The organism is Pseudomonas sp. XS1P51, assembly GCF_054897845.1.
This window is the reverse complement of record NZ_CM142707.1, coordinates 4,258,722-4,283,816: the sequence shown is the minus strand read 5'-3', so window position 1 is coordinate 4,283,816 and position 25,095 is coordinate 4,258,722. Positions and strand designations below refer to the sequence as shown.

At 61.8% G+C, this 25,095-nt stretch carries 22 protein-coding genes; 8 read left to right on the top strand and 14 right to left on the bottom strand.

The features are described 5' to 3' along the window. Positions 1–124: 124 nt before the first annotated feature. The 5 genes from ACYZUD_RS19960 to ACYZUD_RS19940 all read right to left on the bottom strand — a co-directional run bounded on the left by ACYZUD_RS19960 (position 125) and on the right by ACYZUD_RS19940 (position 5,525). The gene (locus tag ACYZUD_RS19960) at positions 125–1,111 is read right to left on the bottom strand and encodes a lysylphosphatidylglycerol synthase domain-containing protein (protein WP_462019819.1); all 987 of its coding nucleotides are present in this window, start codon (positions 1,109–1,111) and stop codon (positions 125–127) included. Next, on the bottom strand, positions 1,098–2,393 hold the full coding sequence (clsB, locus tag ACYZUD_RS19955) for a cardiolipin synthase ClsB (protein ID WP_462019818.1): 1,296 nt from the start codon (positions 2,391–2,393) through the stop codon (positions 1,098–1,100). Before clsB ends, ACYZUD_RS19960 begins: the two co-directional genes overlap by 14 nt. Further along, positions 2,390–3,187: an endonuclease/exonuclease/phosphatase family protein gene (locus ACYZUD_RS19950; RefSeq protein ID WP_462019817.1), complete on the bottom strand. Its 798-nt coding sequence runs from the start codon at positions 3,185–3,187 to the stop codon at positions 2,390–2,392. Before ACYZUD_RS19950 ends, clsB begins: the two co-directional genes overlap by 4 nt. Continuing rightward, on the bottom strand, positions 3,184–4,110 hold the full coding sequence (locus ACYZUD_RS19945; protein ID WP_462019816.1) for a DUF72 domain-containing protein: 927 nt from the start codon (positions 4,108–4,110) through the stop codon (positions 3,184–3,186). Before ACYZUD_RS19945 ends, ACYZUD_RS19950 begins: the two co-directional genes overlap by 4 nt. A 203-nt stretch (positions 4,111–4,313) precedes the next feature. Next, on the bottom strand, positions 4,314–5,525 hold the full coding sequence (locus tag ACYZUD_RS19940) for an MFS transporter (protein WP_462019815.1): 1,212 nt from the start codon (positions 5,523–5,525) through the stop codon (positions 4,314–4,316). Between the two features lie 313 nt (positions 5,526–5,838). Between ACYZUD_RS19940 and ACYZUD_RS19935 the strand changes: the two genes are divergently transcribed. Then, a complete protein-coding gene (locus tag ACYZUD_RS19935; protein ID WP_462019814.1) occupies positions 5,839–7,953 on the top strand; it encodes a mechanosensitive ion channel family protein in 2,115 nt (704 codons plus the stop codon). A 120-nt stretch (positions 7,954–8,073) separates the two neighbouring features. Here ACYZUD_RS19935 and ACYZUD_RS19930 read toward each other — a convergent pair whose 3' ends face one another. Next, the gene (locus ACYZUD_RS19930; protein WP_462019813.1) at positions 8,074–12,390 is read right to left on the bottom strand and encodes an Lhr family helicase; all 4,317 of its coding nucleotides are present in this window, start codon (positions 12,388–12,390) and stop codon (positions 8,074–8,076) included. Between the two features lie 309 nt (positions 12,391–12,699). Between ACYZUD_RS19930 and ACYZUD_RS19925 the strand changes: the two genes are divergently transcribed. Together ACYZUD_RS19925 and ACYZUD_RS19920 are read left to right on the top strand one after the other, a co-directional pair. Then, positions 12,700–13,584 (top strand): sugar nucleotide-binding protein, encoded by an 885-nt coding sequence (locus ACYZUD_RS19925; RefSeq protein ID WP_462019812.1) that lies wholly within the window; start codon positions 12,700–12,702, stop codon positions 13,582–13,584. Continuing rightward, complete coding sequence (locus ACYZUD_RS19920; RefSeq protein ID WP_462019811.1) at positions 13,577–14,506, top strand: NAD-dependent epimerase/dehydratase family protein; 930 nt, start codon at positions 13,577–13,579, stop codon at positions 14,504–14,506. The genes ACYZUD_RS19925 and ACYZUD_RS19920 overlap by 8 nt, the downstream gene beginning before the upstream one ends. Before the next feature lie 163 nt (positions 14,507–14,669). Here the strand turns inward: ACYZUD_RS19920 and ACYZUD_RS19915 are convergent, their stop codons facing one another. From ACYZUD_RS19915 to ACYZUD_RS19895, 5 genes are all read right to left on the bottom strand, one after another. Continuing rightward, entirely contained in the window at positions 14,670–15,368 is a 699-nt protein-coding gene (locus ACYZUD_RS19915) for an OmpW/AlkL family protein (protein WP_462019810.1), read from the bottom strand. 210 nt (positions 15,369–15,578) lie between these two features. After that, on the bottom strand, positions 15,579–16,097 hold the full coding sequence (locus ACYZUD_RS19910) for a DUF3299 domain-containing protein (RefSeq protein ID WP_462019809.1): 519 nt from the start codon (positions 16,095–16,097) through the stop codon (positions 15,579–15,581). Positions 16,098–16,108: 11 nt separating this feature from the next. Continuing rightward, positions 16,109–17,374 carry an ABC transporter permease gene (locus tag ACYZUD_RS19905; protein ID WP_462019808.1) on the bottom strand — a complete coding sequence of 422 codons (1,266 nt, stop codon included), beginning with the start codon at positions 17,372–17,374 and terminating at the stop codon, positions 16,109–16,111. A 1-nt stretch (position 17,375) separates the two neighbouring features. After that, a complete protein-coding gene (locus tag ACYZUD_RS19900; RefSeq protein ID WP_462019807.1) occupies positions 17,376–18,086 on the bottom strand; it encodes an ABC transporter ATP-binding protein in 711 nt (236 codons plus the stop codon). A 146-nt stretch (positions 18,087–18,232) separates the two neighbouring features. Then, positions 18,233–18,829 (bottom strand): DUF2796 domain-containing protein, encoded by a 597-nt coding sequence (locus tag ACYZUD_RS19895; RefSeq protein WP_462019806.1) that lies wholly within the window; start codon positions 18,827–18,829, stop codon positions 18,233–18,235. Between the two features lie 135 nt (positions 18,830–18,964). Between ACYZUD_RS19895 and ACYZUD_RS19890 the strand changes: the two genes are divergently transcribed. Beyond that, positions 18,965–19,306, top strand: coding sequence for a hypothetical protein (locus tag ACYZUD_RS19890; RefSeq protein WP_462019805.1), 342 nt, complete (start codon positions 18,965–18,967; stop codon positions 19,304–19,306). A 92-nt stretch (positions 19,307–19,398) separates the two neighbouring features. Here the strand turns inward: ACYZUD_RS19890 and trxA are convergent, their stop codons facing one another. From trxA to ACYZUD_RS19875, 3 genes are all read right to left on the bottom strand, one after another. Beyond that, the gene (gene trxA / locus ACYZUD_RS19885) at positions 19,399–20,271 is read right to left on the bottom strand and encodes a thioredoxin (RefSeq protein ID WP_214379106.1); all 873 of its coding nucleotides are present in this window, start codon (positions 20,269–20,271) and stop codon (positions 19,399–19,401) included. 138 nt (positions 20,272–20,409) lie between these two features. Beyond that, positions 20,410–21,066, bottom strand: a complete 657-nt coding sequence (locus ACYZUD_RS19880; RefSeq protein ID WP_462019804.1) for a class I SAM-dependent methyltransferase — start codon at positions 21,064–21,066, stop codon at positions 20,410–20,412. Beyond that, positions 21,063–21,527, bottom strand: coding sequence for a YbaY family lipoprotein (locus ACYZUD_RS19875; RefSeq protein WP_462019803.1), 465 nt, complete (start codon positions 21,525–21,527; stop codon positions 21,063–21,065). The genes ACYZUD_RS19880 and ACYZUD_RS19875 overlap by 4 nt, the downstream gene beginning before the upstream one ends. 128 nt (positions 21,528–21,655) lie before the next feature. On the opposite strand from ACYZUD_RS19875, the gene nrdR reads away from it, so the two are divergent. From nrdR to ribBA, 4 genes are read left to right on the top strand one after another with little or no spacing between them, the layout of a single operon-like run. After that, positions 21,656–22,120, top strand: coding sequence for a transcriptional regulator NrdR (gene nrdR, locus ACYZUD_RS19870; RefSeq protein WP_003228656.1), 465 nt, complete (start codon positions 21,656–21,658; stop codon positions 22,118–22,120). Beyond that, positions 22,117–23,250 (top strand): bifunctional diaminohydroxyphosphoribosylaminopyrimidine deaminase/5-amino-6-(5-phosphoribosylamino)uracil reductase RibD, encoded by a 1,134-nt coding sequence (gene ribD, locus ACYZUD_RS19865; RefSeq protein WP_462019802.1) that lies wholly within the window; start codon positions 22,117–22,119, stop codon positions 23,248–23,250. The genes nrdR and ribD overlap by 4 nt, the downstream gene beginning before the upstream one ends. Before the next feature lie 46 nt (positions 23,251–23,296). After that, entirely contained in the window at positions 23,297–23,959 is a 663-nt protein-coding gene (locus tag ACYZUD_RS19860) for a riboflavin synthase (protein ID WP_462019801.1), read from the top strand. A 30-nt stretch (positions 23,960–23,989) separates the two neighbouring features. Then, positions 23,990–25,081: a bifunctional 3,4-dihydroxy-2-butanone-4-phosphate synthase/GTP cyclohydrolase II gene (ribBA, locus tag ACYZUD_RS19855; protein ID WP_462019800.1), complete on the top strand. Its 1,092-nt coding sequence runs from the start codon at positions 23,990–23,992 to the stop codon at positions 25,079–25,081. Positions 25,082–25,095 lie beyond the last annotated feature (14 nt).

The following is a 25,095-nucleotide window of genomic DNA, read 5'->3' as shown; positions in this document are numbered from 1 at the left end:
CGATCCAATCGCGAGCAGGCTCGCTCCCACAATGATGTGTGTTGATCACAGGGTCTGTGACCGCCTCCGATCCACTGTGGGAGCGAGCCTGCTCGCGATGGCAGCATCCGCTTCACCAGAATACTCAAGAAGGTTTTTTCGAGATCCGCAACGACTTGGCCTTAGCCTCCACCACCAAATACATCACCAACGTAATCAACAACGGCAAGATGAAATAAATCGCCCGATAAGCCAGCAGCCCGGCCACCAGGCTCCCCCGGGAAGCTTCGTGTTGCAGCAACGCCACGAACACCGCCTCCAACACCCCAAGCCCCGCCGGAATGTGCGTGATGACCCCGGCAATGGCGCTGATCAGTAACACCCCAAGCACCAGCGGATAGTCCAGCTTGCTCGGCAGCAGGGTGAAAATCACGGCTGCCATCAGCGACCAGTTCAGTGCCCCGAGGGCCAGTTGCAGGATCGCCATGCGCAGGGACGGCAAGTTGATTTCCACCCCGCGAATCGCCCATTCCCGGCGCTTGGAAAACTGACAGGCCGCCAGATACCCCGCGCTCAACAGCAGCAACAATACCCCCACACCTTGTAACGCGCCGGTGCTCAGCTTCCAGCCGGGTGGCATCCGCACCAGTCCGCTGCTGAACACGACGCCGGCAATCACCATGTAACCGAACCAGTTTGTCGCCAGGCTCAGCCCGAGGATTTTTGCGATGTTGCTTTTGCTCACCCCGAGCCGTGAATAGAGCCGGTAGCGCATGGCAATGCCGCCGACCCAGGCACTCAGGTTGAGGTTGAAGGCGTAGCTGATGATCCCCACCGGCAGGATCTGCTTCCAGGTCAGGTCCTGGCGGATGTAGGTGCGGCCGATCAGGTCGAAGCAGGCGTACACCAGGAAACTCATCAGTGTCAGCCCGGACGCGATGATCAGCGTGCGCACCTTGAAATCGGCCAGGGTCTCGAACACTTCTTCCCATTCGATGCGCTGGGCCAGCATCGTCAACAGCACGATCAGCGCCAGGAAAAACAGCATCGTCAGCGGGCGTTTCCAGCGACTCCAGCGGGATTTGCCAGGGGTGTCGGCGTGAGGTGCCGAGTGCGTTTCAACGCGGCTCATGGTCATTGCTCCCGGCCAGATGGGTGAAGGGTTTCAGGCGCGGCTTGTGCGCCGGCAGCCAACCGGCCCACGCCGGGAAGTGTCGCAGTGCGTGAAACACCAGAAAACCGACGGTCATGTGCCAGATGCGTCCGCGCGGCGCCTTGTCGGCTGACATGGCCTTGCAATGGTTGTGACTCAGGTCTTCGAGGCGCTCGAACAGGTGGCGGTTGAAGGCCCGGTCGCGGATCAGCACGTTGGCTTCCAGGTTCAGGGACAGGCTCAGCGGGTCGAGGTTGCTGGAACCGACGGTGCTCCAGTCCTCATCCACCAGCGCGACCTTGCCGTGCAGCGGCCGGTCGCAATACTCGTGAATCTGCACGCCGGCCTTGAGCAGGTAGTCATAGGTCATGCGTGCCGCGAGTTTGGCCACCATCATGTCCGGCTGACCTTGCAGAATCAGCCGCACCTCAACCCCGCGACGGGCGGCGTTGCGGAGCTCGCGCAGCAGGCGATAGCCCGGAAAGAAGTAGGCGTTGGCGATCACTATCCGCCGCCGGGCACTGCGCAGCACCTGCCGGTAAACCTCTTCGATGTCGGTCGAATGCTCGCCGTTGTCGCGGTACACCAGCCGCACCTGGCCGTCATGATCGCTGAACGCCAGTTCCGAGCGCCGTTGCCGGCGGCGCTGCCACCAGTATTTGGCCCGGGCCGGACGACCGCTTTGCAGCAGCGCGAAGTGATGAATGTCGGCCACCGCCGGGCCTTGCACTTCAACGGAGTAATCCTGTTTGGCCTCGGGCCCGAAGTCGGCCAAATGGTCGGCGGAAAAATTGATCCCGCCGATGAACGCAATCTCGCCGTCGACCACCACAATCTTGCGGTGCAGGCGGCGAAACCAGTTGGTGCGGATGCCCAGACGCTTGGGCGCCGGATCGAATATTTGTACGCGCACACCGGCCTCGCTCAGGGCCGCGAGGTAGCTGGTGCTCAACTCGCCGCAACCAAAGCCGTCGAGACTGGCGCTAACCCGCACGCCGCGCTGGGCTGCGTCGATGAGCACTTTTTGCAGCTCATCGCCGACCTTGTCCTCGAACACAATGAAGGTCTCCAGCAGTATTTCACTCTTGGCCTGGCGCATGGCCTCGAACACCCTGGGGAAATACGCTTCACCGTTCTCCAAGAGCTCCACGCGGTTGTTGCCCTGCCAACCGTACTCGACGTCGACCACGCCGGGTTCTCGCACCGATGCGGCGGTGGATAAGGGTTCCACGGTGGTCTTTTCCAACGGTGCGCTGCTCATAGCTCGATCTCCACCGATAGCGGTGCGTGGTCGGACAGGTGTGACCAGGGCCGTGCGGCCAGCACTTGTGGCTGGCTGGCCTTGAGGTTGCGCACGTAAATGCGGTCCAGGCGCAACACGGGCAGGCGCGCTGGAAAACTGCGCGCCGGTTTGCCGTGGAGTTCGGCGAACACTTCTCGCAAACCACTGTGCTTGAGCAGCTCATCGGCGCGCTGGCGCCAGTCGTTGAAGTCACCGGCGACGATCAACGGGGCATCGGGTGGCAGTTCTTCCAGGCGACGGGCCAGCAGCTTGAGTTGTTCGGTCCGGTGGGTTTCGCGAAGGCCCAGGTGGACGCAAATGGCGTGGAGTTCCTCGCCGTCACCCGGCAGGCGCAGCACGCAATGCAGGATGCCGCGGTTTTCATGGCCGCTGATGGAGACGTCGAGATTGTCATGGCGAATGATCTGGAATTTCGACAGCAGCGCATTGCCGTGATCGCCCGCCGGGTATACCGCGTTGCGGCCATAGGCGAACTGTGGCCACAGGGTGTCGGCCAGGAACTCGTACTGCGGCATCGTCGGCCAGTTGCTGTAGCGCCGCGGATGATGCTCGTGGGTGCCGTGGACTTCCTGCAAAAACACCACGTCGGCCGACACGCTACGCACCGCTTCACGCAGTTCCGGCAGGATGAAGCGCCGGTTGAGCGCGGTGAAACCCTTGTGCGTGTTGACCGTCAGCACGGTGAAGCGGCGCACGGCGGTGATGTCCTGGAGTTGTTCCTCGGGCGCGCCGGCCTGTTCGGAGAGGCTCATGACAGCACTCCTTCGGCGGCAGGTTCGCCGGGACGGGTGGTGAGGTCTTCATCCAGATGAAAACGCTCCAGAAGACTGCGGGCATCGAAAGGCGCGCGGACTTTGATGTCGTTGTCGAAATAGCAGAACACCTCCCGGGATTTGCGCGCCTTGGGCTTTTGCCGGGGTGCGATCAACTGCGGGTCCGATGGTTGCTTTCCGTGATGCCACGCTTCGATGCGATCGCCCCAGTGTTTCAGTGCTTGGGGGGTGTAGCCGCTGGCGTAGAGTTCTTGCGCACCGTGCAGGCGCAAGTAGACGAAGTCACTGGTGATGTCTTCGCGGTACGGCCAGATACCTGCGGTGTCAGCGATGACCAGCGCGGCGTTGTGCCGTTTGAGCAGGCGGACAAATGCCGGGTCGACGAAGCTTTCGTTTCTGATTTCCACGGCATGGCGCAAAGGCTTTTTCTGGTAGGCCTTCATGCTGGCGCGACCGTTCACGTGCGAATCATGCTGGTGGGCGAGGGCGGCGGCCTGTTCGGTGTCGAGGGGCAATTGTTCCAGAAAGCTTTCGAACAGCTCGGCATCGAATTTGAAGCTGGGCGGGAATTGCCAGAGGATCGGACCGAGTTTGTCCTTGAGTTCCAGCACCCCGGAGGCGAAGAAATTCGCCAAGGGTTTGTGGATGTCTCGAAGGCGCCTGATATGAGTAATGAATCGCGGGGCTTTGACGCTGAAGATGAAGTCCGCCGGGGTTTCGGCGTACCACTGGGCATAACGTTCAGGTCGTTGCAGGGCGTAAAACGATCCATTGATTTCGATGCTGTTGACGGCCCGTGACGCAAATTGCAATTCGCGCTTGTGAGTCAGCCCCTTCGGGTAAAAATCCCCGCGCCACGGTGCGTAGCGCCAGCCTGAAATACCAATGTGAATCGCCGCCATGTCGCCTCCCGTCTAATGGTCCCCGGACAACCCCTGTCTATGGATGACTGCGGGGCGCGGGAGAAAGTTTCGACGGGACTACGGACGGTAAAGGTAAAGATGCACCTGTAGGCGCTGCCGAAGGCTGCGATCTTTTGATCTTTTAACAATACGAAGACTGTCTAAAGTCAAAAGATCGCAGCCTTCGGCAGCGCCTACAGGGGTTAGTGGCCGGCGACTACTCGGGCAGAGCCTTCAGCCGGTTCGGCATACACCGGGCCCAACCGATCGAGACGACCACTCCAGGCCGTCAGCGCCAGAGCAATCAACACCACCAGTCCACCAATCCACGCGGTATGGATCAGCCCCATGTGAGCGACGATCAGACCACCGCCCCACGCCCCGCCGGCAATGCCGAGGTTGAACGCGGCGATGTTCAGGCCGGAAGCCACGTCCACCGCATTCGGCGTGTAATGTTCCGCCTGACGCACCACGTAAACCTGCAGCCCCGGCACGTTGCCGAACGCGACCGCACCCCAGACCAGCACAGTGGCCAGGGCCAGCCATGGATTGCCGGCGGTGAAGGTCAGCACGAACAGCACGGCGGCGAGCAGGGCAAAGATGATTTTCAGGGCGCTGATCGGGCCGCGCTTGTCGGCCAGTTTGCCGCCCCAGATGTTGCCGACGGCCACCGAGATGCCGTAGACCAGCAGCACCAGGCTGACGGTGCTGGCGCTGAAGCCGGAAATATCCTGAAGAATCGGCGCCAGGAAGGTGAACGCGATGAACGAGCCGCCGTAACCGACGGCGGTCATGGCATACACCAGCAGCAAGCGCGGTTGCTTGAGCACCTGCAATTGCTGCAACAGCGAGGCCGGTTTGCTGTGGACGATGTTTTTCGGCACGTAGAGCAAGCTGCCGATGAAGGCGATCACACCCAACGCCGACACGGCGAGGAAGGTTTCACGCCAGCCGAAATGCTGACCGATGAAAGTGCCCAGCGGCACGCCGGTGACCAGCGCCACGGTCAGGCCGGTGAACATGATGGCGATCGCGCTGGCGGCTTTTTCCTTCGGCACCAGGCTGGTGGCGATGGTCGAGCCAATCGAGAAAAACACCCCGTGGGCCAGGCCAGTGACGATCCGCGCAATGATCAGCGATTCGTAGCTCGGCGCTTTCCACGCCAGCAGGTTGCCGAGGGTAAACAGCACCATGAGCGACAACAGCAGCAATTTGCGCGGGACTTTACCGGTGAGGGCGGTCAGCACCGGGGCGCCAATGGCAACGCCCAGTGCGTAGAGGCTGACCAGCAGACCGGCGGACGGCAGGCTGACGCCGAGGTCGGCACCGATGGTGGGTAACAGGCCAACGATGACGAACTCGGTCGTCCCGATGGCGAAGGCGCTGAGGGTCAGCGCGAGCAAGGCAATGGGCATGGCTGCAACTCCGGTGGGTTTGATTGATGGAGCGCAGTGTCGGGGTTTGGGCTGTGCGGAAAAATAGAGGGATGAGCATTTGATATTTGCGCTTTAGTCAAATATCGGCAGGCCAACAGGGTTCTATGTGGGAGCGAGCCTGCTCGCGAAAGCGGTGGTTCAGACACCTCAATGTTGGATATGCCGCCGCTTTCGCGAGCAGGCTCGCTCCCACAGGGGGAACTGATGTGTCTGTTATCTCACGGGCAAAACCGAACTTGCCTGGCATTTGCCAATCAGTTCCTTACAGACCCTTTTCAAGGAGCTCCGCGTTTTGCTCAAGTTCAAGACCGCGATACTGCTGGGGGCGCTGCTGTTCCTGGGCAGCAACGAGCTGGAAGCCGTCACGCTGCCGGGTGTTCCCGCCGCCGAGGAACCCGCAAAGCCTGAACCTTTGGTCCAGGGCGGTCTGCTCGGGGCCATCAGCTCCAGTATCGACGACGTTCAGGACACGCTCGACCTCAACGAAAACCTGGTGGACGCCTGGCGCCTGCGGGCCGACCGGGCGGCAGATGAAGTGGACAAACTGGTGAACCAGCCGTCGTCTCGCTCCGGCTGGAGCGTGGCGGGTGATTTCCTGATGTTGTCCGGTGTCTGGCTCGGCACGTTTGCCTTGCTCACGGTACTCGGCGGCATCCTGGCCAAACACTTGAATCAAGGCCGCTGGGTGCGAACCCGCCAGCGCAGCCAGGACCTGCTCAACTATGTGATGCCTTACACGCTGCCAGCCGTGATCTGTCTGCCGCTGACCCTCTACGTCAGCCATTTCCTGCCGTCCTCGGTGGGGCGTGCGTTGGCGCTGTGTTTCGCTTACGCCACCAGCAGCGGCATCTTCTCGACCTCGATGTTGCTGTGCGTGATCGTCATGTTCAACACCGGTCACAAGCGCGCGGCGGTGCAAATCATCCGCGACTACTGTCCCAGACCGCTGTTCCTGATCGGCTTCCTCGCCGCCCTCAGTGACGCGTTGACCAGTCCGCAAATCGCCCGGCAACTGGGCGGCAATATCACCAGCAGCATTGCGGTATTCACCGGGCTGTTCGCCTCGATCATCTTCGGTCTGCTGGTGATTCGTTTGCGCCGCCCGGTGGCGCACCTGATCCGCAATCGACCGTTGGCCCAGCGCCTCAAACAGCCTTCGTTGCAGGAGTCCCTGCGGATCTTTTCCGGGCTTTGGTATTGGCCGATTCTGCTGATGGTGATGGTCTCGGCGATCAACCTGATCGGCGTTGGCGAGGACAATCAAAAGGCGCTGCGCTGCGCGTTGTTCACCACCATTCTGCTGATCGCCACGGTGTTTCTGAGCACGATTTTCCAGCACATGTTCAAGTCTCTCCAGGCCGATGCGGTCAAGCACAGCAGCGCCTACAAGGAACGTTTTCTCAGCCTGCTGCATGCCTTGTTGCGGATCGTCATGGCCGTGGCATTCATTGAAATCCTCGGGCGGATCTGGGGCGTGTCGCTGTTCGAGTTCGCCGAGCGCAACTCGGTGGGCCGGGCGATCAGTGATTCGTTGAGCAGCATTGGTTTGATCTTTTTGGTGACCTGGCTGCTCTGGGTGGTGCTCGACACGGCAATCCAGGAAGCGCTGAAACCGCCGGTCAACAAACGCACGGCGCAGCCCAGCACGCGGGTCAAAACCATTCTGCCGCTGCTGCGCAACGCGATCAAAATCATCCTGGTGGTGATCTGCGCGATTACCACCATGGCCAATCTCGGGATCAACGTAGCGCCACTGCTGGCCGGTGCCGGGGTGGTCGGCCTGGCCATCGGTTTCGGTTCCCAGCAACTGGTGCAGGACGTGATCACCGGGTTGTTCATCATCATTGAAGACACCTTGTCGATCGGCGATTGGGTGGTGCTCGATTCCGGCCACGCGGGCACCGTTGAAGGCTTGACCATCCGCACCTTGCGCCTGCGTGACGGCAAGGGTTTTGTGCACTCGGTGCCGTTCGGTCAGATCAAGGCAGTGACCAACCAATCGCGGCAATTCGCTTATGCGTTCTTCTCGGTGCAGTTCACCTACGACACGGATGTCGACAAGGCTATCGAGTTGATTCGCGAGACCGGGGATTCGATCCGTGACGATGCGTTTCTCAAGTACAACCTTCAAGGCTCGCTGGACGTGTTTGGCGTCGACAGGATGGACCTCAACGGTGTGGTGCTGACGGCGCAGTTCCGCACGGTGTCGGGTGGGCAATATGCGGTGAGCCGGGCGTTCAACCAGCGTTTGAAAAAGCTTGTGGATAACAGCCCGTGGGTGCATTTTGCGCAGACTTATCCACAGCAGGTTTTAATGCCCAAGCGGCCCGTGGACGAGCCGGAAGATGACGGGCCGGTGCCGGAAAATTCGCCGGTGTTGCTGCCGGAGCAGCCGCGTACTCAATGAATTAAGTTGCTGCTGATGGCCTCATCGCGAGCAGGCTCGCTCCCACATTGGATCTGTGGTTGACGGCGCATATCCCCTGTGGGAGCGAGCCTGCTCGCGATGGGGCCGGCCCGGACAGCATCAATGTCGGGTGAGTTTGTTGTGCAGCTCGGCAGTCGATTGCTGATCGAGTTCCAGCCAAAAAATCTGATTACCGGCAATCTCGGCAGCCGCCGGCAACCCATCGCGATACACCAGCCGATTACTCGCCAGCGCCGGCACTTTCGCACCCGGCAAGAGCGTCCCCGCAAGGTTCAGCGGATCAACCCCGCACACCGCAATCAAACTCCCGTCATGGGGCCGTCGCCGCACTTCCCGCAGTAATGGAATCGCCTCGGGCAACGCAAACTGTTCCCCCGCCAACCCGCTGACAAACCGTCCGCCGCGAATCTCGCCCCGGGCCTCCAGCCGATGAAACGTGCGCAGCAATTCCCGCCAGCTCGGCAACCAATCCGCCTCACGTTCCAGCAGACGCCAGAACACCACGCCATAGCGGCGCAGCAAGGTCATGGCGATATGTTCAAGGGTGTCGCCCGGTGTGGGCGCCGGACGTTTGTTATCCACAACCGGTGCGGCAGCTCCGCGTCGCAACAAGGCCCAGCGCCCGGCATCGTCCATCCCGCCGAAAAACGCCCCGCGCCCGCCTCGGTTGCTGCGGTTCTGCCGTTTGCTCGCCGGGGTGATCAGCGCTCGCAGGCCGGCGAAGCTGTCGGCGTTCACCAGGCCGGCGCCCACCAGTTCTTGCAAGGCGATTTCCAGCTCCGAGCGCAGCAGGTGCGCTTCGTGAATCAACTCATCGAAAAACAGCGCGCCGTGTTGGCTGAGGGCTTGGTAAACCTTTTGGGTTTTGGGCGACAGTTCGCTGACGGGCGTCTGCTCGGTCAGGCTGCTCCACAACCCGACCTGGCTTCGCGGCAGCAGCAGAATCGGCGTGCTGCGCAGCGCGGTGCTGGCGCTCTTGTTGCGTGCGGTCAGGCGGGTCCAGACCAGTTTGCCGCTGCGGCACAGATCATCCAGCCAACTCGCCGAATAATCTTTGATCCGAGCCGGCAGAATGTCGCTGTCCCAGGCGGAAGCAGCGGCGGGATAGCCTTCGAACTGACCGATGATCGCCGGCAATACGGCGCTGCCCTGTCCTTGAGTGGCGGCGGACAGGTGCTGCCAGTCGAACAGGAAACGCATGAAATCCTGCAACGCCACCGGCTCGATTTCCCGGCGCAAACGCTTGACCGTGTAGCGGTGAATCCGCGCCAGCAGATGCCGTTCGCACCATTCTTCCTCGCGGGCACCGGGGGTGAATTGCCCGCGCAACACATAGCCTTCTCGTTCCAGTTGCGCGAGCGCCTGGGTGACTTGGGTCGATGGCAATCCGAGCGGTTCGGCAATCGCCTTCAACGGCAATGGACCAAAGGCACTGAGCCGCGCGCGGATCATTTCAAGCACCGCTTCGTCGGGCTCCCAGGCTTCATCGAAACCGGGCAGCGCCTCCAGCGGCGGCGACATTTTTGCCTGTGGATAGATCGCTTGCAGGCAGGTCAGCCGCTCCAGCGCCAGCCACAGCGATTGCGCCGGGTTGATTTGCAAACGGCTGGCGCGACCGCGCTCGGCAAGGGCATTCAGCCAATCGAGCCAATGCGGATTGGCCTGCGCCTCGATGTCGGTGATACACGCAAGGCTCATCAGCGCTTCGTGCATTTCATCGATGCCGGTCGGCGTTGGCCAGGCTTCCTCGCGCACCGCTTGAATCGCCTCGGCGTCCAGCGCGCCGAGGTCGTCGGTGGACTGCGGGTCGGTCCAGCGACGATTGAGCACGGCTTGCGTGCGGCGCTCTTCCAGCGGCGCATCGTCGAGAAAGGTGTAGGGCCGGGCACTGAGAATTTCCGCCGCCAGCGGCGAAGGCGCGGGCAGGTCGCGGCTGATCAGGCGGATGTCGCCACGTTCCATGCGCCGCAACAGGTTCAGCCAGCCTTCAGTGTCCATGGCCTCGTGGAGGCAATCGTCGAGGGTCTGTTCCACCAGCGGATGGTCGGGGATTTCGCGCTCGCCGGCGAGGTTTTCGACGCAGGCGATCTGGTCGGGAAACACGCTGGCGATCAGGTCTTCACTTTTCATCCGCTGGATTTGTGGCGGCACTTTGCGTCCTCCGCTGTAGCGCGGCAACGCCAGCGCCACCCCGGCATTCCAGCGCCAGCGCACGCCGAACAGCGGCGCGTCGAGCACGGCCTGGATCAGGATGTGCTCGGCACTGTTGCTGTGCAGATAACGCCAGACGTCACCCAGCTCGAAGCTGTGGCTGGTGGACAGCGACAACACAATGGCGTCCTCGCTGGCGGCGGCCTGCAATTCGAAATTGAAGGTGCGGCAGAAACGCTTGCGCAGGGCCAGGCCCCAGGCGCGGTTGATGCGGCTGCCGAACGGCGTGTGGATGATCAGTTGGGTGCCGCCGGATTCGTCGAAAAACCGCTCCATCAGCAGCGTGTCCTGGGACGGCAGGGCGCCCAGGGTCAGGCGCGCTCGGGCGAGGTAATCCACCAGTTGTTCGGCGCTGGCGAGGTTCAAACCCAGGGTGTCGGTCAGCCAGTCGAGGGCGGGTTGCAAGTTGCCGGGCGTGGCGCCGAGCAACTCATCCAGTTGGGCTTGCAGACGCGCCACGGCGAACGACAGTTCAGCACTGCGGCCCGGCGCTTCACCGAGCCAGAACGGAATGGTCGGCGGCTGACCCTGAGCGTCTTCGACCCGAACCTTGCCGGCTTCAACCCGCAGGATTCGGTAGGAGGTATTGCCCAGCTGGAAGACATCCCCGGCGATGCTTTCCACCGCGAAGTCCTCGTTGACGCTGCCGATGTTCAGCCCCTGGGGTTCCAGCAGCACGCTGTAGTCGGCGTTGTCCGGAATGGTCCCGCCGCTGGTCACAGCGGTCAGCTTGGCGCCCCGTCGACCGCGCAGGGTACGGGTGACGGCGTCGCGGTGCAGGTAAGCGCTGCGGATACCCTGGCGACCGTTGTAGCCCTCGGCGAGCATTTGCAGGAGCGCCTGGTAATGTTTTTCGTCAAGCGTCGCGTAGGGCGAGGCTTTGCGCAGCATGTCCAACAGCGCCTGTTCCTGCCATTCCTGGCAACTGACCTCGGCGATGATCTGCTGGGCCAGCACATCCAGCGGCGCCACGGGGATCAACAAGGTGTCGAGCTCGCCCCGGCGCACGCAATCGAGCAGGGCGGTGCATTCGATCAGGTCGTCGCGGGTGGTGGCAAACAACCGGCCCTTGGGTGTGCCGCCGACCTGGTGCCCGGAGCGTCCGACCCGTTGCAGAAACCCGGCAATCGAGCGTGGCGACGCGATCTGGCAGACCAGGTCCACATCGCCGATATCAATCCCCAGTTCCAGAGAAGCGGTGGCGATCAGCACTTGCAGCTCGCCGCGCTTGAGCCTTTGCTCGGCGTCGAGGCGAAACTCCTTGGCCAGACTGCCGTGGTGCGCGGCCACGGCGTCCTTGCCCAGGCGTTCGCTCAAGTGTCGGCTCAGGCGTTCGGCCAGTCGCCGGGTGTTGACGAAAATCAGCGTGGTCCGGTGTTCTCGGGCGAGGACGGCGAGGCGGTCGTAGACCAGTTCCCAGACGTCATTGGCCATCACCGCCGACAACGGCACCGGCGGTACTTCGATGTCCAGGTCCCGTGGGCGGGCGTGGCCGATGTCGACGATTTCGCAGGGGCGGTCGCAGCCCACCAGAAAGCGCGAGACTGACTCGATAGGTTTTTGCGTGGCGGACAGGCCGATCCGCACCAGCGGCTCTGGACACAACGCCTGCAAACGCTCCAGGCTCAACGCCAAGTGGCTGCCGCGCTTGCTGGCGGCGATCGCGTGAATTTCGTCGAGGATCACCGTTCGCGTGGTGCCGAGCATTTGCCGGCCGGAGTCGGAACCGAGCAGCACGTAAAGGGATTCCGGGGTGGTCACCAGAATGTGCGGCGCTGTTTTGCGCATCGCCGAGCGGTCTTTTTGCGGCGTATCGCCGGTGCGCACGGCGGTGTTGATCTGCAAGGGGGGCAGGCCCATCACGCGCAACTGCTCGGTGATGCCGGCCAGCGGGTCTTGCAGGTTGATCTGGATGTCGTTGGACAAGGCCTTGAGCGGCGAGACGTAGACCACCAGGGTTTCGTCCGGCAGCCCGTTGTCAGTTTCCAGACCCCGGTGGACCAGATCGTCGATGACCGCGAGGAACGCGGTGAGGGTTTTGCCGGAGCCGGTGGGTGCGGCGATCAGGGTCGAACGGCGCTGGCGAATCAACGGCCACGCCCGGGCCTGGGCGGCGGTGACCGTCGGGAAGGTGTTGCTGAACCAGGTGCTGACGGCGGGGTGGAAGCCTGTCAGGGCGCTGTCTGCGGGGATGGGCAGATTCATGTCCTGATTTATGCGGGCGAGTGAGGGAAGTTGCAAGTACCGCTCGGGATCTGTGTCGATCCTTATGGCCCCATCGCGAGCAGGCTCGCTCCCACAAGGGATCTGCAGCGTCCACACCTCCAATGTGGGAGCGAGCCTGCTCGCGATGGGGCCAGTAGCAGCACCACAAATCCAGGGGATCTACACTTTACGGATGACGGTTGCGCACTAAACCCGCAAAATGCAACGATTCCGGCAACTATCAACGACATCGCCTGCGGGCACCGTCGATAAAACCATTGTTCCAATCAGACTGGGCCTGCTGACTCTATGCGAATGCGCCTTATGTTACTGGGCGGCGGAAATGCCCTTGGGCAGGCGCTGATTCGCCTCGGTGCGGAGGAAGACATCGGTTTCCTCGCCCCCCGCCCACCGCAAGACGGCTGGGATGCCGCGACCCTGACGCAACTGCTCGACGACACCCGTCCGGATGCGTTGATCAATCTCGCCTACTACTTCGACTGGTTCCAGGCAGAAACGGTCAGCGAACAGCGTCTGGCCGGGCAGGAGCGGGCGATCGAGCGTCTGGCCGAACTGTGCCAGCATCACAACATCGTTCTGCTGCAACCGTCGAGCTATCGCGTGTTCGACGGCTCCCGGGCGACGGCCTACAGCGAAAAAGACGAACCGGTGCCCCTGGGCCTGCGCGGTCAAGCCTTGTGGCGCATCGAACAAAGTGTTCGCGCGACCTGTCCGCAACATGTGCTGCTGCGCTTCGGCTGGCTGCTCGATGACAGCCCCGACGGCACCCTCGGGCGTTTCCTCGGTCGGGCCGAACAGCCTGAAGAACTGCTGATGGCCGATGACCGTCGCGGTAATCCGACGCCGGTGGATGATGCGGCCCGGGTGATCATCTCGGTGCTCAAGCAACTCGATTGTGCGGCGCCGCTGTGGGGCACCTATCATTACGCCGGGCATGAGGCGACCACGCCGCTGGCGCTGGGGCAGGCGATTCTCACCGAAGCCCGCAGCCTCCATCCGCTGGCCATCGAAGCGCCGACCGCCCAGGCTCACGCCGCACGCCCGGACGCCGCCGAAGAGCCGCAACACGCGGTGCTGGCGTGCAAGAAAATTTTGCATACGTTCGGGATCAAGCCCCGCGCCTGGCGCGCGGCACTCCCCGGCTTACTGGACAGGTTTTATCGCCATGGCTGACGGCCCCGTTTTAATCACCGGCGGCGCCGGTTTCATCGGCTCGCACCTGACCGACGCCTTGCTCGCCAAGGGTCATTCGGTGCGCATTCTCGATGACCTGTCCACCGGCAAGCGCAGCAACCTGCCGCTGGACAATCCCAGGGTCGAGCTGATTCTGGGGGACGTTGCCGATGCTGCGCTGGTGGCTCGGGCAATGGTCGGTTGCAGCGCGGTGGCGCACCTGGCTGCAGTGGCCTCGGTGCAGGCTTCGGTGGACGATCCGGCGAAGACTCACCAGAGCAATTTCATCGGCTCGTTGAATGTCTGCGAAGCCATGCGCCAGGCGGGCGTCAAGCGGGTGCTGTTTGCGTCCAGCGCTGCGGTCTATGGCAACAATGGCGAAGGCGAGTCGATCGACGAAGACACGCCCAAGGCACCCTTGACGCCGTATGCGTCGGACAAGTTGGCCAGCGAACATTACTTCGATTTCTACCGTCGACAGCATGCGCTGGAACCGGTGATTTTCCGCTTCTTCAACATTTTTGGTCCGCGCCAGGATCCATCCTCGCCGTACTCCGGGGTGATCAGCATTTTCTGCGAGCGCGCGCAAAAAGGCTTGCCGATCACCGTGTTCGGCGACGGCGAGCAGACTCGCGATTTTCTGTACGTCGAGGATCTGGTCGACTTGCTGGTGCAAGCCATCGAAAAACCGCAGGTCGAGGTCGGTTCGGTCAATGTCGGCTGGAACCAGGCCACCACCCTCAAGCAACTGCTTGAAGCACTGAGTGCGGTGGTCGGTGAGTTGCCGCCGGTGAGCTATGGCCCGGCGCGGTCCGGTGACATCCGTCATTCGCGAGCGAACAACCGGCGGTTGCTGGAGCGTTTTACCTGCCCGGCGCAGACACCGATCAATGTCGGCCTGGCGCGGTTGCTGGGACGCTGAGTCTTACGCAGCCATGAAAAAGGCGCCCGTCAAGGCGCCTTTTTTGCTTCTGAATTTCTGTTGGCTGGACTGACGTTTTCGCGAGCAGGCTCGCTCCCACAGGTGACCGAGTTGTTAAGACGGACGCGGTCAAATGTGGGAGCGAGCCTGCTCGCGAGGGGGTTTAGAACTTGTAGCCCAGACCCACCATGTAGATGAACGGGTCCACGTCCACATCGACCTTGGCGCGAGTGCCCGGTGCCACGGCGTTGTTTTCCACGGTCGCGGTGGTGTCGATGTCGATGTAGCGCACTTGGGCGTTGATCATGATGTTGTCTGTAATCATGTAGTCAGCACCGATCTGGAACGCCATGCCCCAGGAGTTTTCTGCCTTGAAGTTGCTGAAACCGTTGGACTGGGCCTGGCTGCCGACGTGCTCGTCGTAGATCCAGGTGTAGTTGATACCGGCGCCCACGTACGGCTGGAATGCGGACTTCCCGTCCAGTGGGTAGTACACAACACTCAAGGTCGGCGGCAGGTGTTTCAGGCTGCCGAGTTTGCCGTTGGCGGCGCCCAGGGCAGTGCCTTTGATCTTCACGTCATGCTCGAACGGGGTGGCCGCCAGCAACTCGATACCCCAGTTGTTGGTGAGCATGTAAGCGAAGTTCAGACCCAGTTGCGTGTCGCTGCTCATGGTGGCTTTGCCACCCAGGTCTGCGCCGGCCAGAGGGCCCTGGTCGACCTTGACGTTGGAGCTGTCGGCTTTCGGGTTGACGGTGATCGCACCGGCACGAAGGATGATGTCACCGCTTTCGTGGGCTTGGGCGAGGGGGGCTGCGAGCGCGAGGGCAAACAGCGAAGCGCTGAGCAAGGACTTGTGCATGTGGGCTCCAAAGGACGTTAAAAATATTCGATGTCCAATGGTACGGAGCCGTCTGATACGGTCTTTTGACTCAGCTCAATGAAACAGTGATGGCACTAAAAGATCGCAGCCTTCGGCAGCTCCTACATTGGCCGTGTGCAAATCCGATCTCGTAGGAGCTGCCGAAGGCTGCGATCTTGGCGATATCAACACTACGAATGACTGTCAGATTCACTCCGGCAATTCATACGCATAAATCTTGTCGGCCTCCATCTGATACCCCGCATCCGCTAGCTCGCTGGTCGATGCTTTAACCTGCAATGCACCCTCGATCCAGTACGGCTGATACAGCTCATCAAGCTTTACGCCGACTTCGCTTTTGACATGCACGATCTGGTTCGATGGCGGTGGTGGTACGTGAATGCACGCGCCGAAATACGGCACCAGCAGAAATTCCGTGGTGCGACCTTCCTCGCTCACTTCCAGCGGCACAATGTAGCCCGGCAAACGGATGCTCTGGCCGTCGAGACTTTTCACGACCGGCGCGTTGGGCATGTCTTGTTTGGCCGCTGGCGCCGACTCGGCGGACAGCGCGTCGCTCATCTGTGACATATCATGCAATGGCGTCATGTTCGGCACTTCCGGCGTCGCGTCCGACGGGATCATTTCCGACCAGGTCAGCTCTTTCGGCTCGGCGGCCCACAGCGGCAGGGCGACCAGCATCAACAACGCAAGCAGCGCGCGGGGCATCATTAACGTCCTCATAAACGGATCGACAGGCCATCGGCCAAGGATTGGCGATACGCGCGCCAGGCCGGCACGCTGCCCATCAGCAACGCGGCGATCAGGATGCCACCGAGCAGCGTCCATTCATATTCGCTGGGCCACGCCAGCGGCAGATACAAGCCGTAATTCGCTTGCACGTAACCCTGAGCCGTGGCGATGCACACATAAAGCAGGGCCACGCCGGCGATCACCCCGGACAGCGCCAGGGCAAACGCCTCCAGCACCAGCAACGTCGCGATGTGCCACGGCCGCGCGCCCACCGAACGCAGGATCGCCATCTCCCGGCGCCGTTCGTTGAGGCTGGTGAGAATCGCCGTGAGCATGCCGATCAACCCGGTCAGCACCACGAACAGCGACACCACGAACAAGGCTTTTTCTGCCGTGCTCATCAAACTCCACAGCTCTTGCAGGGCCACGCCCGGCAGGATCGCCAGCATTGGCTCGCCACGGAATTCGTTGATTTCACGTTGTAGGGCAAAGGTCGAAATCTTGCTGTTGAGCCCGAGCATGAACGCGGTGATTGCTTGCGGCGTCAGGTCCATGTTGCGCGCCTGATCGGCGCTGATCCGGCCGTTGCCTTGCGCGGGTACGCCGTTGTGCCAGTCGATGTGGATCGCTTCCATGCCGCCAAGGCTGATGTGCAGCGTGCGGTCCACCGGGGTGCCGGTGCGTTTGAGGATGCCGACCACGGTGAACGGTTTGTCGTCGTGTTTGACCAGGCTGATCACCGCCACGCCGTGGGCCAGCACCAGTTTGTCGCCGAGTTTGTAGTGCAGCGCATCGGCCACTTCGGCACCGAGCACCACTTCGAACGGGTCGCTGGCGAAGGCGCGGCCATCAGCCAGTTCCAGGTGTTGTTGATGGCCGTACTGGTAGTGCTCGAAGTACGCCTCGGTGGTGCCCATCACCCGATAACCGCGATGGGAATCGCCAAGGGACATCGGGATCGCCCACTTCACTTTCGGGTTGTTGGCGAAATGCTCGAAGCTGTCCCAACGGATATTGTTGGTGGCGTTGCCGATGCGAAACACCGAGTACAGCAGCAGGTTCACCGAGCCGGAGCGCGCGCCGACGATCAGGTCGGTGCCGCTGATGGTGCTGGCGAAACTGGCCTTGGCTTCGGTGCGCACCCGTTCCACCGCCAACAGCAGGCAGACCGACAGGGCGATGGCGAACGCGGTGAGGATCGCGGTGAAGCGGCGGTTAGCCAGGCTGGCCATGGCTAGACGAAACAAATACATCTCAAACCTCTTCGGGCGTGGCGGCGCGGTTGAGTTCGGCCAGCGACAAGTGGCGATCGAACAGCGGCGCCAGGCTCTGGTCGTGGCTGACGAACAGCAGGCTCGATCCGGCTTCGCGGCATTCGGCGAACAACAAGCGAATGAAGTTCTCCCGGGCGTCGTAATCCAGGGCTGAAGTCGGTTCGTCGGCGATCACCAGCTCCGGCTGACCGATCAACGCGCGCGCGGCGGCGACTCGTTGCTGCTGACCGATGGACAGCGAGTCGGCGCGGCGGCCGAGCAGGTTTTGATCTTTCAAGCCCAAGTGGGCGAGGAGGGTGGCGGCGGCTTGATCGACGCTGCCGTGGCGCTGGATCGCCCGTTCGGCGCGTAGCTTGGAGAAGTGGCAGGGTAGCTCGACGTTCTCGCGCACCGAGAGAAACGGCAGCAGGTTGAACTGCTGGAAAATGTAGCCGGTGTGATCGACGCGGAAGTGATCGCGGGCGCCGGCGGACAGCTCGGTCAATTCCTGGCCGAGCAGGCGAATGCTGCCGCGATCAGGCTTCTGCACGCCGCCGAGCAAGCCCAGCAGAGTGGTCTTGCCACTGCCGCTGGGACCTTTGAGGAACAGGGTTTCCCCGGGCTCCAGGCGAAACGCCGGGATATCCAGCAGCGGCGGGTGACCGGGCCAACTGAAGCCCAGGTCGGACAGTTCGATGAGTGCTTGGGTCATGGCGCCGATTTCATGGGTTTGATGACCTGTAGGAGCTGTCGAGTGAAACGAGGCTGCGATCTTTTGACTTTAAAGATCGAGATCAAGATCAAAAGATCGCAGCCTCGTTTCACTCGACAGCTCCTACAGGGGGATCGGGGGTGAATTTAGAATTTCAGGGCGGCAGCCTTGGCCGTCACTTCAACCCCTTGCTGCCCGCTCGGGCTGATCAGTTGTACCTGAATCTTCTGGGTCGCCGGGAACGTGTTGAAGATGTTCGCCAGATCGAGGGTTTTCAGCGCACCAGGCGCCGTGCAGGTGAATTGGTAGTGAGCGTGGATTTCGCTGTGGTCGTGGTGATGTTCGTGACCGTCTTCATCCTTGGCCTCTTCGTCGTGATCACCATCGGCATCCGGCTTGTCACCAAACAGCGGGCTTTCCAGTTCCTGAGTCGCGACCACGCAACCGGCGGCTTTCGGCAGGTTGAACAGGGCCAGCGGTTTCTCGAGTTGCGCACGGGCGGCGGCGACGTTGGCTTTGTCGGCGTCAGTGGTGGCGGCGTGTTCGAAACCCACCAGGTTCATCGCCGGGCTTTCCAGCTCCAGTTCCAGGGTTTGACCGTCCAATGCTGCGTTGAGGCGACCGACGCCATGTTCGTGAGCGCCAAGGCTGCCGTGCTCATGGTCGTGATCATGTTCCTCAGCGGCATGGGCGACAGCGAGCGGCAACAGGGCAAACGGCAAAGCGAGCAGCAGACGACGCATGGCGAGTCTCCGGAAAGTAAAGTGAAGAAATTGTTATGTGATCTTATAACGAAAGTGCCGAGAGTTTGCCCGCCCGCTTGGCGTTGCACAAGTCCCATGGGAGCATGCAGGTCAGAAATGTGCAGGAGCAGACCTATGTTGCGTATACGCGGAAGCATCGGCGACTGGCCGGTGGATTTGACTCTGGAGATGGACGACGGTGACTGGGCGCGGCTCGGCGCGCAGTTGCAGGTGGTCAAGCCTGAGGCCAGTGCGGCGCCGGCCAGACCGGTGAATCAGGATGATGCGCAGTGGCAGATCGCCAAGGATTTGTTGCGCAAGGCGGGGCAATTGAGCGGGCCGGATTTGCTGGAACAGTTGGAAGGCTTGACCGGCAGCGCGGCGTCGGGCAAACGTCTGCTGGTGCGCTTGCGCCATTGCTCTGATGTGAAAGTGACGAGCGGCGGAGATACGCCGCTCTACAGCTGGATTGAATAAACCTCGACATTAAAAGCAAAGATCGCAGCCTGCGGCAGCTCCTACATGGAATATGCGTTCCCCCTGTAGGAGCTGCCGAAGGCTGCGATCTTCTAATAGAGAGCAGCAAACAACTTGCGACGGTACGTGGTCACCAGCGGGTGATCATTGCCCAGCAATTCGAATACCTGCAGCAAAGTCTTGTGCGGCAAGCCTTCGTTGTAGCTGCGGTTGCGGATGAACAGCTTGAGCAACGCATCCAGCGCTGCGTCGTACTGCTGACGGGCCAACTGCTGGATCGCCAGTTGATACACCGCTTCATCGTCCTGCGGATTTTTCGCCAGACGGGCCTTCAGGTCGGCCGCATCCGGCAGGTCCTTGGCCTGGCCGAGAAACTGGATCTGCGCCTTGGCGCCGGCCAGGGCAGCCTTGTGTTCATCGCTCTTGACCGCGTCGAGCACGGTTTGCGCTTCACCCAGTTCGCCCCGTTCAGTGAGGCAGCGGGCGTAGAGGATCAGCGCCTTGGCGTTGGTGTTGTCTTCGCCCAGCAGCACTTTGAGAACGGCTTCGGCGTCGGCAAAACGACTCTCGTCGAACAGCGCCTGAGCCTGTTCGAACGGATCAGCCGCCGCCGGTGGCGGCATTTGTACGTGAGGCTCAAGCATCGCCCGCACGGCGGATTCCGGCTGCGCACCGGCAAATCCATCGACAGGCTGGCCATCTTTGAACAGCACCACGGTCGGCAGGCTGCGAATACCGAAACGGGCGACGATGTCTTGTTCGAGATCGCAGTTGACCTTGGCCAGCAGCAACTCGCCCTGATAGCTCTCGGCAATGGTCTGCAGCATCGGCATCAGCACTTTGCACGGCGCACACCATTCGGCCCAGAAATCCACCAGCACCGGTTTGTGGAAAGAGTTCTCGATCACTGACTGGTCGAAATCGGCAGTCGTGGCGTCGAAGATGTACGGCGTTTCCTGGCTCATGGGCAATCTCTTGGAAGCGTGAATACGCCCACTATAAGGTCTGGCGCAAAAGATCGCAGCCTTCGGCAGCTCCTACATTGATCGCGTGCAAACCCGATCCTGTAGGCGCTGTCGAAGGCTGCGATCTTTTTGACGGCTTCAAGCACGCCGCGCGTGGTAGAGGCTCACATGCCGAAACTCTTCGGGCTCGGCCAGATCCGGCAGGGTCATCGCCTCCAGCATTTCGATGCGCTGATATAACGGATGACGAAAGTCTCTCACGCGCGAATCCGCGACCAACGCTTCCCGGCCTCGGCTCAGAAACTCGTCAAGCAGCGGCAGATTCGCCCGGTCATACAAAACGTCGGCCACCAGAATCAGATCAAACCGATCCTCCTCGGCGAAAAAATCCGTCGAGTAACTGAGGTGTACCTCGTTGAGTTCGGCATTCGCCCGACACGCGGCAATCGCCAGCGGGTCGAGGTCACAGGCGACCACTTCCAGCGCGCCAGCCTTCACCGCGGCAATCCCCGCCACCCCGGAACCGGCGCCGAAATCCAGTACCCGTTTGCCTTTGACCCACTCCGGGAATTCGGCGAGATAACGAGCCACCGCCAGTCCGCTGGCCCAGCAGAAACTCCAGTACGGCGGTTCATGCAGAATCCGCCGGGTTTCTTCAGGGCTGAAGGCGCGGTCCATATTGTCGCCGTCGATCAGCCATAGCTTCAGGTCGGTATCGGGTAGCGAGCAGGCAACCAGCTGTGCATCGCCGAGCAATTCACCCAACGCCTGTTGCAGGTCGAGCGGTGCAATCATGGTGCTTTGACGAATTGCAGTTGGCCCAGCGCCTGGGTCGTTGGCTGAGTGATGACTTGCGACGGCAGATGCAAAATCAACTGACCGGACTGGCTGGCGCGGCCACGCAATTCAACGCGGGCACCGGCGGGAAAGGATTCCGGGTTGAAACGCAGGTGAAACGGCAGGATCTGGTTGGTGCCGATCAGGCTGGAACTGGCGAGCAATTGTTGCGGGCGGTCCTTGTCGTCGATCACCAGCAGCGCCAGTTCGACTTCGGCGCCGGTGGGCACGCCTTGCAGGGTGCCGCTCAATTCACGCTGATAAGCGGGCAGCGGGCCGAGATTGGCGGACTCCTTGGCTTTCTTCTGTGCCGCTTGCGGCGCGGGGCCTGGTGTCGGCGGCTGAGGCTTGGGCGCATCGCTGCTGCAGGCCACCAGCAGGCTGAAAAGACTGAGCAAGACGAGCGGTCTTGGGGACATTTGCGGCTCCAGCAAGGTGAAATCCATGGATCAGGCTCTATAGCCCGTCTGTATACCGTAAACCCTATGGCTTGTCTTGCCACCGGGATGCGCTACCATGGCCCTCCCTTTTTTTGTTGCCTGCCACCATGCACTGTCCCTTCTGCGGTGCCAACGACACCAAGGTCATCGACTCGCGTCTGGTCGCCGAGGGCGAACAGGTGCGCCGCCGGCGCGAATGCCTGGCCTGCGGCGAGCGTTTCACGACGTTTGAGACGGCCGAACTGGTGTTGCCGCGCCTGATCAAAACCGACGGCAGTCGCCAGCCGTTCGACGAAGAAAAACTCCGCGCCGGCATGCAGCGTGCGCTGGAGAAGCGCCCGGTGAGTGTCGAGCGCCTCGAATCGTCGCTGGTGCACATCAAACACAAACTGCGCGCCACCGGCGAGCGCGAGGTCAAATCCCTCGTGGTCGGTGAACTGGTGATGGCCGAGCTGCAAAAGCTCGACGAAGTCGCCTACATTCGCTTCGCCTCCGTGTATCGCCGCTTCCAGGACCTCAACGAGTTCCGCGAAGAGATCGATCGCCTGGCCCGTGAGCCGGTGAAAGAATGACCACCTCCGCAGAACTTGCCATCCTCGACGCCCATTACATGGCTCGTGCCCTGGAACTGGCGCGCAAGGGTCATTACACGACGCACCCCAACCCTCGGGTGGGCTGCGTGATCGTGCGTGACGGGCAGATTGTCGGCGAAGGCTGGCATGTGCGCACCGGCGAACCCCACGCCGAAGTCCACGCCTTGCGCGCCGCCGGCGAACAGGCCCGGGGCGCCACGGCCTACGTGACCCTCGAACCTTGCAGCCACCACGGCCGCACGCCGCCCTGCGCCGATGCGCTGGTGAATGCCGGTGTCGCCCGGGTGGTCGCGGCGATGCAGGATCCCAACCCATCGGTTGCCGGCCGTGGCATGCAACGCTTGGCTCAGGCCGGCATTGCCATCGAAAGCGGTGTACTGGAAGGCGAGGCGCGCAAGCTCAACGAAGGTTTCCTCAAGCGCATGGAACACGGCTTGCCGTTCGTGCGGGTCAAGCTGGCCATGAGCCTGGACGGCCGCACGGCGATGGAAAGCGGCGAAAGCCAATGGATCACCGGCACCGCGGCGCGTTCGGCGGTACAGCGCCTGCGCGCCCAGGCCAGCGTGGTGCTGACTGGTGCCGATACGGTGCTGGCCGACAACGCTCGTTTGACCGTTCGCGCTGACGAATTAGGCCTGGACGCCGAGCAAACCGCCCTGGCCATGAGCCGTCCGCCGCTGCGCGTGCTGATCGACGGCCGTCTGCGAGTGCCGCTGGACGCGCCATTCTTCAAGGCCGGCCCGGCACTGGTCGCCACGTGCATGGCGATTGAAGAGCAATACGCCAACGGCCCGGAATGCCTGATTGTGGCGGGCGAGGATGGTCTGGTAGACCTGCGCAAGCTGCTGGTCGAACTCGCCAACCGTGGCGTCAACGAAGTGCTGGTCGAGGCCGGTCCGCGTCTGGCGGGGGCTTTTGCTCAGCAAGGCTTGGTGGATGAGTTCCAGATTTTCATCGCCGGCAAGTTCCTCGGTTCATCGGCCCGCCCCTTGCTGGACTGGCCGCTGGCGCAGATGAAAGACGCGCCCGAGCTCAAAATCACTGAAATCCGTGCGGTTGGCGATGACTGGCGAGTCATTGCCATTCCTGCGCCGACGGCGAGCGTATAATTCCCGGCCTGCGCCACGCGAAGGCCCTGTTCTCGAGGAGGACTCCATGTTTACCGGCATCATCGAATCCATCGGCAGTATTCGTGCATTGACCCCAAAAGGCGGAGATGTGCGGGTCTACGTAGAAACCGGCAAGCTCGATCTGAGCGACGTCAAACTGGGCGACAGCATCGCGGTCAACGGCGTGTGCCTGACTGCGGTTGAACTGCCAGGCAATGGTTTTGCGGCGGACGTCAGTCGCGAAACCCTCGACTGCACCGCGATGAACGACCTCAAAAGCGGCAGCCCGGTCAACCTGGAAAAAGCCCTGACCCCGACCACTCGCCTCGGCGGGCATCTGGTCAGCGGTCACGTCGACGGCGTGGGCGAAGTGGTTGCCCGTACCGAAAACGCGCGTGCGGTGGAATTCCGCATCCGCGCTCCGAAAGAACTGGCGAAGTACATCGCCCATAAAGGCTCGATCACCGTCGACGGCACCAGCCTGACGGTGAACGCGGTCGATGGCGCCGAGTTCTTGCTGACGATCATTCCCCACACCCTGAGCGAAACCATCATGGCGTCGTACCAGCCAGGTCGCCGAGTGAATCTTGAAGTCGACTTGCTTGCCCGTTATCTGGAGCGCCTGCTTTTAGGCGATAAAGCCGCAGAGCCAACGTCCAGTAACATCACCGAAAGCTTTCTGGCCGAGAACGGCTACCTCAATTCCTGAAACTCAATTTTGAAAGAAGGGGGGTGCCTTGTGGCGCTCAATAGCATCGAAGAACTGGTTGAAGACATCCGCCAAGGCAAGATGGTCATCCTCATGGATGACGAAGACCGCGAGAACGAAGGCGACCTGATCATGGCCGCCGAGTGCTGCAAGGCCGAACACATCAACTTCATGGCCAAGCACGCCCGCGGCCTGATCTGCATGCCGATGAGCCGCGAGCGTTGCGAACTGCTCAAGCTGCCGCTGATGGCGCCGCGCAACGGTTCCGGTTTCGGCACCAAGTTCACCGTGTCCATCGAAGCCACGACCGGTGTGACCACCGGCATCTCCGCCGCCGACCGCGCCCGCACTGTGCAGGCCGCCGCCGCGAAGGATGCCAAGGCTGAAGACATCGTCAGCCCTGGCCACATCTTCCCGCTGATGGCCCAGCCCGGTGGCACCCTGGCCCGCGCCGGCCATACCGAAGCCGCTTGCGACCTGGCGCGCATGGCCGGTTTCGAGCCGAGCGGTGTGATCTGCGAAGTGATGAACGACGATGGCACCATGTCCCGTCGTGCCGAGCTGGAAGCGTTCGCTGCCGAACACAACATCAAGATCGGCACCATCGCCGACCTGATCCACTACCGGATGATCCACGAACGTACCGTTCAGCGGATTGCCGAGCAGCCGCTGGACAGCGAACTGGGCCAATTCAACCTGGTGACCTATCGTGACTCCGTGGAAGGCGACGTGCACATGGCCCTGACCCTGGGCACCGTGTGCGCCGAAGAGCCGACCCTGGTTCGCGTACACAACATGGACCCCCTGCGCGACCTGTTGATGGTCAAACAACCTGGCCGCTGGAGCCTGCGCGCCGCCATGGCTGCGGTCGCCGAGGCCGGCAGTGGCGTGGTGCTGTTGCTCGGTCACCCGCTCGATGGCGACGTGTTGCTGGCACACATCCGTGAAACCGCGGAGCACGCACCGGTGAAAAAACCGACCACCTACAGCATCGTCGGTGCCGGTTCGCAGATCCTTCGGGACCTGGGCGTGCGCAAAATGCGCCTGATGTCTGCGCCGATGAAATTTAATGCGATATCCGGTTTCGATCTGGAAGTTGTAGAATACGTGCCCTCCGAATAATGACCGGTTGTTCC